The organism is Thermomonas sp. (assembly GCF_023953935.1).
Lineage (GTDB): Bacteria > Pseudomonadota > Gammaproteobacteria > Xanthomonadales > Xanthomonadaceae > Thermomonas.
Map to the genome: position 1 here is coordinate 178,512 of NZ_JAMLIW010000005.1, position 12,841 is coordinate 191,352.

The 12,841-nt window shown below is 59.8% G+C and carries 12 protein-coding genes and 1 pseudogene; 1 reads left to right on the top strand and 12 read right to left on the bottom strand.

Going from position 1 to position 12,841, the window contains the following annotated elements; genetic code table 11:
- Positions 1-1,106: 1,106 nt before the first annotated feature.
- From M9902_RS07600 to M9902_RS07615, 4 genes are all read right to left on the bottom strand, one after another.
- A complete protein-coding gene (locus M9902_RS07600) occupies positions 1,107-1,469 on the bottom strand; it encodes a hypothetical protein (RefSeq protein WP_297221977.1) in 363 nt (120 codons plus the stop codon).
- Positions 1,421-1,630 (bottom strand): hypothetical protein, encoded by a 210-nt coding sequence (locus M9902_RS07605; protein ID WP_297221979.1) that lies wholly within the window; start codon positions 1,628-1,630, stop codon positions 1,421-1,423. The genes M9902_RS07600 and M9902_RS07605 overlap by 49 nt, the downstream gene beginning before the upstream one ends.
- A gap of 248 nt (positions 1,631-1,878) precedes the next feature.
- Positions 1,879-2,208, bottom strand: a complete 330-nt coding sequence (locus M9902_RS07610) for a helix-turn-helix transcriptional regulator (RefSeq protein WP_297221981.1) — start codon at positions 2,206-2,208, stop codon at positions 1,879-1,881.
- A gap of 534 nt (positions 2,209-2,742) precedes the next feature.
- Complete coding sequence (locus M9902_RS07615; RefSeq protein WP_297221983.1) at positions 2,743-2,934, bottom strand: hypothetical protein; 192 nt, start codon at positions 2,932-2,934, stop codon at positions 2,743-2,745.
- Positions 2,935-3,377: 443 nt separating this feature from the next.
- On the opposite strand from M9902_RS07615, the gene M9902_RS07620 reads away from it, so the two are divergent.
- Positions 3,378-3,527, top strand: a complete 150-nt coding sequence (locus M9902_RS07620; RefSeq protein WP_297221985.1) for a hypothetical protein — start codon at positions 3,378-3,380, stop codon at positions 3,525-3,527.
- A 985-nt stretch (positions 3,528-4,512) separates the two neighbouring features.
- On the opposite strand, the gene M9902_RS07625 is transcribed toward M9902_RS07620, so the two are convergent.
- The 8 genes and pseudogenes from M9902_RS07625 to M9902_RS07660 all read right to left on the bottom strand — a co-directional run bounded on the left by M9902_RS07625 (position 4,513) and on the right by M9902_RS07660 (position 12,796).
- Positions 4,513-5,895 (bottom strand): AAA family ATPase, encoded by a 1,383-nt coding sequence (locus tag M9902_RS07625; protein ID WP_343231878.1) that lies wholly within the window; start codon positions 5,893-5,895, stop codon positions 4,513-4,515.
- A 240-nt stretch (positions 5,896-6,135) separates the two neighbouring features.
- Positions 6,136-6,249, bottom strand: a pseudogene (locus tag M9902_RS07630) (hypothetical protein); the annotation flags it as partial.
- Complete coding sequence (locus tag M9902_RS07635) at positions 6,203-6,757, bottom strand: hypothetical protein (RefSeq protein WP_297221987.1); 555 nt, start codon at positions 6,755-6,757, stop codon at positions 6,203-6,205. The gene M9902_RS07635 and the pseudogene M9902_RS07630, both read right to left, overlap by 47 nt.
- A gap of 700 nt (positions 6,758-7,457) precedes the next feature.
- A complete protein-coding gene (locus M9902_RS07640; protein WP_297221989.1) occupies positions 7,458-8,396 on the bottom strand; it encodes a type IV secretion system protein in 939 nt (312 codons plus the stop codon).
- 30 nt (positions 8,397-8,426) lie between these two features.
- On the bottom strand, positions 8,427-9,023 hold the full coding sequence (locus M9902_RS07645; protein ID WP_297221991.1) for an EexN family lipoprotein: 597 nt from the start codon (positions 9,021-9,023) through the stop codon (positions 8,427-8,429).
- Positions 9,024-9,040: 17 nt separating this feature from the next.
- The gene (locus M9902_RS07650) at positions 9,041-9,364 is read right to left on the bottom strand and encodes a type IV secretion system protein (RefSeq protein ID WP_297222079.1); all 324 of its coding nucleotides are present in this window, start codon (positions 9,362-9,364) and stop codon (positions 9,041-9,043) included.
- Complete coding sequence (locus tag M9902_RS07655; RefSeq protein WP_297221993.1) at positions 9,312-9,668, bottom strand: type IV secretion system protein; 357 nt, start codon at positions 9,666-9,668, stop codon at positions 9,312-9,314. Before M9902_RS07655 ends, M9902_RS07650 begins: the two co-directional genes overlap by 53 nt.
- Positions 9,669-11,680: 2,012 nt before the next feature.
- Positions 11,681-12,796, bottom strand: a complete 1,116-nt coding sequence (locus M9902_RS07660) for a site-specific integrase (protein ID WP_297221994.1) — start codon at positions 12,794-12,796, stop codon at positions 11,681-11,683.
- Positions 12,797-12,841 lie beyond the last annotated feature (45 nt).

The following is a 12,841-nucleotide window of genomic DNA, read 5'->3' on the forward strand; positions in this document are numbered from 1 at the left end:
GCTGCCGGCGGCTGGTACGACGGATGATCCGTGGCAATTGCGGATGCCGACACGCGCGCATTGTTCGCGCGTGTCGAGGCGGCCTGCGGCCGCGAGCGAAGGACGCTGCGGAAATCTTCGTCGGCGTCCAAACCAGCGCCGATCCGATCTATATTTTCCGGGCGTCGGCGAGACGGCTGACACGGTGACGCTGCGGTGGGGCGACCGAGATTGGCAATCGAGCGCGGCATTCTCCGGCCCTGCCTGCATGATGCCAGGCTCTACCCCACGTGCCAAAGCGAATGCATGAAGTGATCTTTCCCTACGAGATCGTCCACAATGCCCGCACAATGGCCCGGCTGATCCAGCCGGCAGACGTAGCACCCAGCGTTTCCCAGTGTGCTTCGCATATCTGACAGCCCGGCAGGCTGAGCTGGAGCACTTACACAATGTCGTCGGCGGCACTGCTGCACCGATCGGCAATTCTACCAGTTCGGTCGTTCCCAAAGCCTGACGAAGTTCGACAGCCCAAGATTATCCTCCCCATCCTCTCGCTCGAAGCCCGCTATGCTTCGCGATGAGAGCAACATCATGATGACCGGCGGCGGGAATGGCCCTTATTATCTGATCCGCCCCGCTGGGCGGTGCGCGGAAAGCAATTTCTTCCTGCTGGCAGTTCTACATCATCCCTGAGCGAAGCGATGGTCCAGGTACATACAAGCCCCTTCAGGGGTGGATACTATTCGCACGGCAAGCAATTCATCGAGCATCTGCCGATCCCATCGGCGACTCGGTGCAGCGCGCAGAGATTGAAGCGCTGGTCCGCCAGTTGATCGACGCCAACGATGCCGTAGTGGCGGCGCAGACGCCCGCGCCAGAAAGCGCTTCATGAGCGCAATGCGGTTGTGCTGCGCGAACAAATTGAAAGCTCGCATTAGCGCTGTTTCAACCTCTCAGAAGAGGATATGGCACTCGTGAATTCAGTGCCAATCCCCGCCTAGTGAGAGGATGACATAATCTTTTTGCAGCACGCATATCCACTTTCAACGAAACCGTGACTCTTCCCAACGTTCTGAGGGCTGGTCGTCTTCTTCGTCGTCCCCTTCGATGCGTCAAAGTGAGAACGGTCAAAGTGCGACCGAATTTGCCGGGCCAATCACTTCTTCTATCAAACCGGCGTTGCGATCCGCACCCGAAACCCAATGCAGGCCCTCAGCAGTTTCGCTATCTTCCTGCGCTCGCAGGATGCCCGCAAGGTCACTGGATAAGCGTTGTGTCGCGCTACCTGTAGGCACCTTAGCATTGCGTATCAAGGGACGTGCCCGAAAGCCTGCATGTTTCTGTAGCGGATAAGCCGCACAGAATTCAACTTTTCCTTGGTGACATTGAACGATGCCCACGGGTAAGCCGCCAATCTCGGCATAACGAAGGGCTGCCGCCGTCAGCGACGTCGCCCGTTTTCGCAAGCGAAAGGACAGCGGCCATGCCATCCTGGCTTCGATTGATTAGGGGCCTGCAATGCCTTTGGCATCAAGAGGCAGGCAGAGAAATAATCCGCTTCCCGTTCGATGGCATCAGCCGAACCGAAGCCAGCATGTGAAGCGTGTTCTCCTCCATTCCTGAAAACGTGCTCAGGATGCCCGTCAAGCATGTAGTGCCCGAGTTCGTGACCAATACTGAAATGCTGAAGCCCATATCAATATGCGTGGCATAGACGATGGCGAAGTCATCGCCAGAACGAATGTAGCCAGATGCGCCATTGATGTGTGGCGACTTGGCAGTGACCTGAATATCAAGGTATTCCGCTACGAGGGGATTGGTGCTTGGGCTGGAAATGTCTGCATCGCGCAAAGAGTTCTTCGGCCTTAGCTTCAATCGTGCGACGACGCAGGCTATCCATTACTCGGGCTTCCTTCTATCTGCAATTGATTTTGCAACGGCTTCCAGCATCGAAATTTCCAACTCTTCCGTCGCATTTGAGAGATGCCTGGCTATTCGTGTGGCGGCTGCACTCGCATCTGGTGTATCGGTAATGCCCATCAGGTAATCGTGCTGACCACCAGCACTTTGGTGAAGTCGTCTGAGGTTGTCGAAGGATGGCTTTCTTGAATCACTCTCAAAGTGCGAAATGGTGGTCGAAGGCAGCCCGGCGAGCTTGCCAAGCTCGGTTTGGGTGGACCTCGCAATTCTCGCGTCTCTTTGAGACGGGAAGGGGAAGTCGGATGACATGACAAGCTCCTAGAGGGTGGGCCGACAAATGATACTTGACGATATCGACAAATATCGTTATTGTCGATTTCGTCAAGTTTAAAGATCGTCGGGAATGTTCCCGATGGGCTTGGCAGAGGACTTATAGCCCATTAGTACCAGAAAGCCGATTGGAACGACCTATGCCCGCACGGGCGAAACCTGTCGGAAAGCGGTCTGGCGGCCCCGGTGGCTTTACAGCACGACCGCACCCATCGCCAAGGGCAACCGCATGCTTACGCCGTACAACGGGCAGGCTGTCACTTGGGTGTTGGTGCAGTACGCCTAACGGGTGGCAGGCGCGGTCTGGGGGAAAGGAGAGCGCCTCCGGTGGGCGCGTATCAAGCAACAACACAGCATGGCGATTTGACGCCCGCGGTGGTCAGTACCCGCCCACATCAGCTAGTTCCATTTCTAAGAAGACGTAGGCCTGCGCCAAGCATTCCTGGTAGGTGCGTTTCCCCCGGAAGCCCAGCGATTCCGCGTGCTGTTCCGCGACGCCTGGCATTTCCAAAATCAGTTCATCCGTGACAACGATGGTAGGTGCGTGCTGCTTGGATGATGCGGCAGAGGGCATCGCCTATGTCGCTGCACTTTCCCCGCCAGTTCGTCGGCGCTGGCTTGGCGGGCGGGTTTGATGTTGCGTGTATCGCGCAGGAATTCGTGAAAGCCGTAGAGCGTCTCGAATATCTCAACCGGGTAGCCCATGCTCTGATTCCCCAATCAGGCAGTTGCAATCGGTCAATCCGATGCAGTTCCCATCATCCTACGAATCGGCTCGCGGCGGTACTTGGCAATCACGGCACATGGAGTCGTCGTCAGTCATGTCCATCCGCTCGCGCTCGTTGAAAAGCGCCTGCATCTTCTGGTGCATCTGCTCGATGCGCCTAAGTCGGGTACGTCTTTCTCCCGCTCGTCGCCAATAGCAGCCGAGCAATCCGCAATGTGCGAGTTCAACTTGGCTCGCGGGCGACTTCGTAGGTCAAGACTTGTTCGTAGCGATAGCCCATGTCGTCCTCCACGTGGAACGTGCCAAAGTGCACCACGCTGACACCCGGCCTATCCTGCCTTAGTCCTCCAAGCCTCGAAATTTCTGTCAGCAGAAATCTGGATCGCGAGGAAGTATAGGCGGCTCAGGACAGGAATTTCGTATGTACGAAATCCGGTCAGGCATCCGCCTCGTTGCTTTGGCGCAGGTCATCAGCAATCCTGCCCACGCGCCGGATGACAGGATGCACCGGATCAGAAAAACGCTGGTTTCCGGCCACCAGTCGGTGACGAACCCCAAGCAGCCGGTATAGCAAGACCCATGGCGGGGGCGAAGACGAAGCGGCCTACCAGGCCGGCGATAGACCACCACAAAGCAAAGCCCGTAAAGGCGATCACCACGGCGGCAGCGATAGCGATCACGGCCCCACAGACCGAGGTACAGCAACGCGGGTGGCAGATGGTCGGCGAAGTTGGGGAAAGGTGTCGTAAAGCCAAAGGACGAGATTTTTCATGCGTGGCGTTCCTGTGATCTGCGCTGGTGCCAGCGATGGCCCCGGCATTGCTGGCATGGCGACCAACAGCCGCGCAGCAAAGCGCCGTCAAGGGAACGGCAGAGCCGAAGGGCGCTGCCAAGCGACCGGCCCTTGACGGAGAACGATGCGAAGCGGCAAGACGATTGCCTAGCCGACTGCGGCTTGATCAGCCGATTCCGGCCACAACACGCGGTCGAACCAGTCTTCGGCCATGCGACGCTCGTCGCTGCCGTTGCTGTCTGCACCGTATGCGAAAGATCGGCCATGAACGCGGCAAGCACCTGCTCGGTGTCAGTTCACGCGCCTCGACCAGTTCGACAAACATCAGCGGGACATCAAGCGTTAGACGCTTTACTCCCTCGGTGCGACGGAACGGAATTGTCTCGCTTCGGCTTTGGCCCTGTGACGCAATCTGCGGCCATCTCTCCACTTTCAGCGCTCTCGGTGCTGGAAGTCTGCATTCGGCGCAGGATGGCTGCCTGGGGCTTCCTGCTCCGGCACTGGCGGCATTGGCAGTACCGGCAAGCTCATCCGCCAACAGGGTAATAGACTGCCGGCTGATTTCGGCTTGCCCCTCGCACCATGCTTCGACGGCCTCCGGATGCTTCTTGTGCAGGTTCCGGGTTCGTACACCCGTTGAGGATTTCGCGTCTTCCCTTCGTCCCATGCGGCTTGGATCGCGGGCGGCATGTCAATCAGAGAAAGATGATTCGTGATGTAGCTGTTTGGCTTGCCGAGCCGCCTGGCGATCTCGGTCTTGCTGTCACCGGCAGAAAGCCGTTTTCTGGATGAAGGCCGCGAGTTCCAGTGCCGTCAGATTGTCCCGCTGCTCGTTCTCGATGACCTGGGCGTACTCGTCGCCTTCATGGGAGATGAAAATGCCAGGATGGTCGTCTTGCCCGCGATCCTTGATGCGCGGTAGCGACGCATAGCGGATGACATAGCGGCCAGGAAGCTCCAGGTGCAGTTTGATGGTGATGGGCTGCAATACGCCGCTTTCCTTGATGCTGGCGGCAAGTTCTTCCAGCTTCGCCGGCTCGAACTCCTTGCGCGGCTGGTCAGGGTCTTCGTCGATCACGTCGAGCGGGAATTCCCGCCTTGCCGTCTTGTTCTCCTGCGGGATTAGCGTTGCCCGCAAGCGCGGTCTGCACGAAGTCGAGCGCGCCGAGGTCAATCTTGGCCATGTTGGGTGGCTCCTTATGCCGAGGTGTGGAGAACGCCCATCGTCGAGGCGATATGGGCGAAGCTGGGTTCGATCTTGCGCCACGCATCGCGGGCGCTGGTCTTGGCGTGCTTCCAGAGCGGTACGCCTTCGGCCTGGGATTCTTCGATGGCTGTGGTGCGGCGAATCAGGGCCGAATCCACCCTCCGGCAAAGCGATCAGCAGGTTGGCGAGGTGCTGCACGATGGCCGACAGATTTTCCTTCTGGAACGGGGTATCCATGACCTGGTTCGGCAAGATGCCGATGAAGTGCAGGCCGGGATTCAAGGAATCCTTCGCCGCAGAAACGGTTTTCAGGAGTGAGCGAAGTCCGTCGATTGCTTCCTGTGCCAGTTGAATTGGCGCAACCAGGTAGTCGGTGCTGATGACCGCCGCCTTCATGCGAATGTCGAGCGTGGGTGCGGTGTCGATCACGCATACGTCGAACTGCTCGCCAACGCGAGCAATGAACGCAAGTTGCCGGCAAACTCGTTGCGCCGCGCCTGTTCCATGTCCAGCAAAGTCAAGCTCAGGGGTTCCGGGCATGACAACGAAGTTTCCGTATTCCACCGTTGCGGTCTTGTTCGTGAATGCTTCCGCCGCTTTGGTGGTGGAAGCCGTCGCGGCCTGCTTGGCGGTGAGCGCCTTGGTGCTATTGGCCTGGCTGTCTAGGTCGATGAAAAGCACGCGCTGCCCGAGCTTGTCCGCGAGGTAGTGTGCGTACTGGCTGGCGATCGCCGACTTGCCGACGCCGCCTTTCCGATTGGTGATCAGGATGGTTTTCATGCAGGGTTCTCCGGGGCTCCTGGCTATCGCTCGTGGGGGTTTCTTGTCGGCAGGCAAGCGACCTGCGTTGTGCGTATCAGGCACGCTCCGCGCTTCATGGGTGGACTGCTTTTGAGTTGGTGCGAGGCCTGCGCGATCGGGGCCGCCAGAAGCGACCATGCCCCTGACGGTTTCGACTACACCGACGGCAAGCCGACGGTCTTCCTGGTCGCCCTGTGCCAGTGCCTTCGCCAGTGCTTCGTATCCTTTGATCGCATTTGGCGATGGCTTGAACGACGCTTCCGGCGACTCTAAGCGCCTCCGCTGGCCGTCCACGTGCAGCGCAGCCTGTCGGCGCGTCTTTCGCCGGGCGCCGCGCACGCGCCTCGGGGTGGCGTTTGCTTCGATTCCATATTCGCGCAGCGCCTCGGCGAAGCCTTCGCGCCAGCGTTGAAGGTCGGCCTTGCGGGGGTTCAGCCGTGTTCCATCATCGCCCTGTGCGTTCACGCACAGGTGGACATGCGGATGCTTCTCGTCGTCGTGGGTAGCAAAAACGTAGTGGAAGTTGCCACCGAACTCGTTCTTGGCGAATTCCTAGCGGCGTCAGTGACGGCCTTCCGGTCGGTTCCGGGCGGCATGGATAGCACGATGTTGAAGGCTTCCTTTGATGGCTTTCCTCGGGGATGCCGTACTGCCCGAACTTCCAGTCATCGCGGAGGCTGCGGACTTCCTCCTTGCCGTGGAAAATTTCACCAGCCTCGTTCTCCAGCGCCACGTCTCCATTGCGCGAGATGTAGTCCATATGGGCTTTGATGGCGCGCATACCGCGCCGCCGCCCGAAATCTTCCATGACTTCTGGCGATTTGCGGACGATGCCTTTCACTCGGTTGCGTGCCGCGACTACCCCACTGACGCGCTTGGGCTTCGGCGATGATGCCGGGACGCGAATCCCGGTGAATGCCAGCTTTGCCTTCCGGCCTCGCAACGGCTTGAAGTGATAGCTGTCATCCCACGCCTTGAGCGCGTCATCAATCGTTGTCACTGGATGCCTCCACGATGACCCACCGATCCAGGTTGGAGCGCATGACCGGGTGAATACTGGCGATGTGCGCGTAGATGACACTTTCCGTCTGTCGCAATGCGCGATCACGGCGTCCGCGCTCTCGCCAAATTCAGCTTCTTGGCAATCTGGATTCAGGAGACTGCGATGGCGGCGAGTTGCTTGTTCGATTCGCGCCGACAACGGCCAGGCTCGGTACATGCCAAGCTGAGGCGTGCGCAGCGAGTGGCTCCGAATCAGATTCACGATGTATTTCCGGCGGGAGACGCCTGCGGCATTCGCCAGCTTGTCGATTGCCTGAACCTCGGATGCGGCAAACCTGACCTCCTGGCGATGCCGCGTCCTGTCCGCGCTTTCCGGGACTGCCATGAAGCGCACGGGCCGCGTTGTGGCCGAATCGCCCATGTAGCGAAACAAGGCGCGTCGGCCGGCATCGCTACTCGTCATCCCATGCTTGACGCAATGCGCCTTCCAGCGTGCTGCATATTCCGCTGGCAGTCTGATTGCGATATAGGGGAGCCGGCTGCTCACGGTCTGCCCTTACTTGCCCTTCACCGTGTTTCGCGTCCAGCCTTCCTTGGCGCGCTCGAACAAGGCCCGCTGGTAGGCAGGGTTTGCAATGGTTCGGCCCATGGCGAAATGCTCCAAACGGCTTGAATGCGTTTGGTGCCCGGTCTTGGGGTCAGAATGCGATTGCTGCTCTTGTTGAAAGCCGGCAGTCGCCCTGGCCGGTGCGGTGACAGGTGAAGCTTGGCTGTCTCAGCGTCAAGGCAGCCATCGAAACGCCGGCTACGCCTGCCGCCAGGTCGCTTGCCTTGACCATCACGTAGGCAAGGATTCCGGAGCATCCGAGGATTTGAAGGGCGGCAAATGCGGGCGAGTTCGTTCCGTCACCGGAAACATCTGCGCCATCAATGAACTTGTCGAACGCGGCAAGCCCGAAGGACAGGAACACCATCACGAAGACGATGGTGAACGTGTAGTTCATGGCCTGCGAAAACCATGAATCGAAGAAGCGCGCCGTCGGCGGCCACATCAGGCACATCACGAACAGCGGGCCGATGGCGAACAGTGCAGCTAGGGCAAACTTGGAGACGATGATGATGGCCCCGCCAAGCAGGGTGAATCCGACTGCGCCGATGCCAATGCAAGTGCCGCTGAACCACCACCCAAGTGCGGTTCCGAACTCCGTCACGCCTGCATCGTCTGCGTGCTTGAAGCACTCTCCTACCAGGGAGAATGCGTTAGCCAAGGACGTGTCGAGCGTCTGGTAGATGGAATCAGGCGTAGGCCCTCCAAGCGTGTTGATCGCGCCAGCGATGCCGACCTGGATGCCGTCGATACTGGATACGACCCAGTTCATGTAGTTGCCGGCATTGAGGCAAACGGCCGCGATGATGGCCAGCTTGATGCTGGTCTTGATGACGTCCCAGAACGGGTTGGACACATAACCCGCAATGATCAGCGCGCCCATGATGGCGAAGTACAGGGTCGCACCCGTAAGCGCCGTTGCGCCGATCGCGCCGGCAACGTTGCTTGCCGCTGGACCAACGAACGCATTGATGGCGTTTTCGACGGTTTCCCCAATGAACTGGAACAACATGATGTCGGGAGCTGACATGGACTTACTCTTCTTCCCGGGTCGATGGGTTCAGCCCTCACGCCGCCGCCTTTTGCGCTCCAGGTGATTGCACTTCTGGGCACGGCTGGCATTGATGCAGTTCGGCGTAGCCGCCAGCTCGCCTGGATTGCCGTTGCACCTGGCGATCGTTTCTTTCAACGCAGGGCGGTTTTCCTTGAACCACTCCACGGAGCGCGTTGGCTCCGTGGGGTGGCAGGCCGACAAGATTCCGCACAGGGCCAAGAGGCCAAGAGTTAGCGTTTTGGCTTTCATGCACGGATCCTCGACGTGGGAGCGGTAATGGCTTTCAGCGCCGCGATGGTTCAGCGGTAGCGCTGTCGTGTTCGAGCGGCCTCGGCAGTTCACCGAGGCCCAAACGAAACGCGACGAACCTGAAAGTAAGGAAGCGTGCCGGGTGGCTTTCCGAGAAGCCCACCAACCGCCAGTGCGAAGCTGTGCCGCAAACAGCAGGAACGCGGCCAGATCGACGAGGAAGGCGACGGTGTAGGCATTGACGCAAACTCCGAAGTACCCCTTTCGGCGAAGCGACAACCAGAAGCGGGCAAGCTGGATGACAGCGAAAAGTTCAATCAGCAGGAACATGGGCTGCATGGGGGCCGAAGTCATGGCTTTTCTCCTTGCTGTCAGAACGTCAGCGGATCGGCATGGATTCCGCCACCGGTCGCATTCCAGGTGCGCGCATTCCGTTCGCGGCGCTGCTGCTGAATCAGCCGGTCTTCGGCTTCTGCGGCCATCGCGTACAGGTTCATCTTCACCTGCTCGTTCTGGATGGCCGCGGTTTCGGCAGTGATGCGCGCCTGCAATTCGGCGATGCCCTTGGGGTCATGGGTTTCGTTGACCTTCCGCATCAAGGCTTCGATCTGATCCCATCGACTGCGCGCACTGTCGAACGCCTCATCGGCGAGAACGCCTTGTCCTGTGCAGCCTTCGACGCTGCGCGCTCGCACAGGGTCTTGTCCTGGCCCCTGCTTGGCTGCGCACGCATCGAACAAGCGGTTGGCGTCGCCGGATCGCGGCAGCCGTGCCCGTCAGGCCGGAATAGCCGCCGTTCTGCAACGACTTGTAGACGTTCTGCCAGTCCGCCGGCAGGTAGTCCTGGAACGCCGGGTTGTTGAGAATGTCGCCGAGGTTGCGCGTGCCGGTCAGCGCGTCGTACTGCTGCTGCATCTGCGTCAACTGTGCCTTCAATTGCTCGATCTGCTCGACGAACTTGGCAATGTCCTCGACGTGGTTCATCAGGTTCTGCGTCATGTTCGCGGCGTCGATGACGGGAATCCGCTTGCCTTCGCGGTGCTGGGTGCGGAAAGGCCTGCGTCGATCGCGACAGTCGCAGCGATGGACAGGGAGAGGATCGTTGCTTTCATGGCGGTACTCCTTGCGGTCTAGGTGCGCTTTGGCGGGTAGGTCGGCACGTCCAGCAGGCCAAAGCCGCTACGGGCGGAGAATTGATTCGATGGCGGCGATGTGCGCCTTGCGTCGCGCCTGTGCTGCCGGATCGGCGTTCTGGTTCTTGCGGGCTTGCGCTTCGGCTTGTCGTTTCTCGGCGGCTGCTGGGCTTCAAGAGAGTCGCTTCCTGCGCTCCGCCTGCACCGCAAGCGCATGATTCGGCTTGAGTTGCCCTTCAGGGCCTTCTGGACGATACGCCGTGCAGCCAGCCTGGCCATTGCCCCTTGATGGCATTCGCTCGAAGTGCGCCGGCCAGCTCGTCAAACACGTCCTGCCCGCAATGTGTTCGGCAGGAAGCTCCTTCATCTGCTCAACGACTACTACCTGCTGTGCGCCGGAGAGTTGAGGCGGGCGTCCCCAGGCCAGAGCTGCTAGCTGTAGTATTAGTTTTTCTTCTTGGAAATCCTTATTGGTACCCTACTGCTCTTAGGTCACAGTCGCGAACGCCGGCGTGCAGACTTCGGTGAACCGACGTTCGGTGACTGCACTCGGTAATCCGAAGTGCATTCATTGCACTCCGGCTCCGGCCAGCCTGAAATACGAGTGACGGTGCTCCAACGCCCCTTTCATCCTGTGTGCGAATGACCTTCGCATAGCCGTACTGCGAAGTTCCTTCATGGCCGTCAGCACGGCAAAGCGGCCCTGCCGGAGATTCGCGGGCGAGGTCTTCTGCCGTCATGCGGAATCCTGGGGTGTTGCTGAGGAGCCTGCTGGCTATCCCGCGGGCGCGAAATGAAAGCCTCTTATCCGTAGCAAAGGCACAGAGATGCTTTCATGCGCATAACGGCGTGGGGCGGTTTCGATGGTCATGCTGCGCCCGCCTAGCCGTGAGTCGCTTCGTCGATCAGCCTGGCCACCGCACCCAAGTCGAAGAACACACGCCGCCCAATCCCCGCTTCCTGTGCGGATTGAGCGCAGCGGGAAAGTTCGCAGTCGGTGCCTAGGACTACGCGAAGCCCATCCGGGCTGCGCCGCGGGATTTCGGCCATTTCCGTCAGCGAAATGAGCGGCGGGCACCGCCAGTCTTTCGCGAACGCATTTCAACGGTGGTCAGCGGCTGTGCGCTGTATTGCTCGCGAGCCGGATTCATGGCGTCGGCTCCATGATCTGCCCGGCATGCCTGCGGGCCAACTGCTCGACTTCTTGGGGCGTCCTGGACGACTTCTTCGTCGCGGGGCTATTCGCTGCGGCGAACTGCTGGTGGAAATGTACGAAGCCACGTCAATCAGGCGGAAGGCCCGCTTGCTTCCGATCTTGAAAGAAGGAATCGGGTACTCGCCTCGGCTTAACGCTATTGATGGTGCGGGCGCTTCGGACGTGTTTCGGCTACCTGCTTGACGTTGAGCGTAGGCGGGTAGCGCGAATTGGTGTTCCAGCGTACTGGTGGTGGAAGTTCAAGGCGCACCTCAAGCGTGAGGCACTCGGACAAACCGAATGCGTTATGCGAGATGCGCTTTGAGAACTCCCTTTCGGGATAGGCAAACAGACGGCCAGCCGGCAATACGCCGCTCTTAGCAACAACTCGCGTAAGAGGCCCCTGCCAAGAGCGCTATGCCGCTGGGTGCGGTCTTGTGGCCAATTAAGGCCGCCTAGGCTGTACTCGAGGAAAGCATCAATTCATCGAAATCCGCTTGGCATCGCGGCTGAAGAACAGATACGAGAACTGCCTTTGATTTTTAGGCTGCTGCCGACGAACAAGCTGGCCCGGCATACATTTGCTTTCGGAGTCTTCAGATTAACCACAGCACAGCAACAACGTCAACATGTTTGCGTCGATGAGGTTGATGCGCAGCCAAAAAATACTTTTTTGGCGAAATTTACGCAGTTTCTTGGCTGTTCCCGCTCTTTGCTTTCGGCTTCCCGATGGAGTCCAACCGATCAACCAAGTCTTCTGCACGAAGGTGCGTGTACCGCTTCAACATCTGCATGGACTTGTGGCCACTGATCGCGGACACCTCCTGATCGCTGAAGCCGGCCTCGACCAGGCGGCTGACGGCTTCATGCCGCAGGTCGTGGAACCGCAGGTCGGACATGCCGAGTGCAGTCTTGATCTCGTTCCAGGCCTTCGCGAACACGTAGGGGCGACGCTTGCCGTCGCGCCCAGGTTCGCCGAAGAACACCAGGTCGCAGCCATCGGGACGGATCGGATTCGCAACGGCCGCAGTCAGCGCGCCCGTCGCTTTCTTGGTGAGAGGCACGGTGCGGGCGCTGTCGTTCTTGGTCGTGTCCAGACGCACCACGCGCCGCGCCAGATCGACTTGCCGCAAGCGCAGGCCTGCAATCTCGGCGGAGCGCATCCCGGTCTCCAAGGCGATGGTGAAAATCCAGCCCAGCATCGGGTTGGCGTAGCTCTCGACTGCTTCACGCAAGCGCCGCTCTTCGTCGGCACTCAACCGCCGATTGCGCCCTTCGCCTGTCGCCGGCTTCCGGACGTTCGCCACCGGGTTCTGCACCAGACCGATTCGCCATTCGCGGATCGCGGTCGTGAACACGTGTCCCAGCAAGGCTAGTTCCAGGCGAACGGTGGCGGGACTGAGCAGCTCTGTCTTGCCGGTCGCCTTCGACCTGCGCATCGACGGACTGGCTAATCGCTCGTCCCGATAGCGGGCGACCAGATCGACGCTGATTGCGGCCAGCGAGTACGCGCCGAAGAACGCCCGCAACGGAACGGCCTTGGTCTTCTCCGCTTTCTGGGTGGTGGGCCGCTTGGTCGGCGTCACTTCCTTCAGGTAGCGATCCAGCGCCTGCCCGAAGGTCATCCGCCCGGATGCGGCCCGGTCGATGAACACGCCGCGCACCATTTCGTCCTCGGTGCGGCGCGCCCAGTCTTCGGCGTCGCGCTTGGTGCGGAAGGTCTTGGCCGTGGTCGGCCAGCCCTGCTTGCGGATGACCGCCTTCCACGTCTTGGACGGCGTTTGAACGATGGTCGCCATGCGGTACGAATCCCCCGGTGGGAGTCGGGACTGTACCGAAATTGT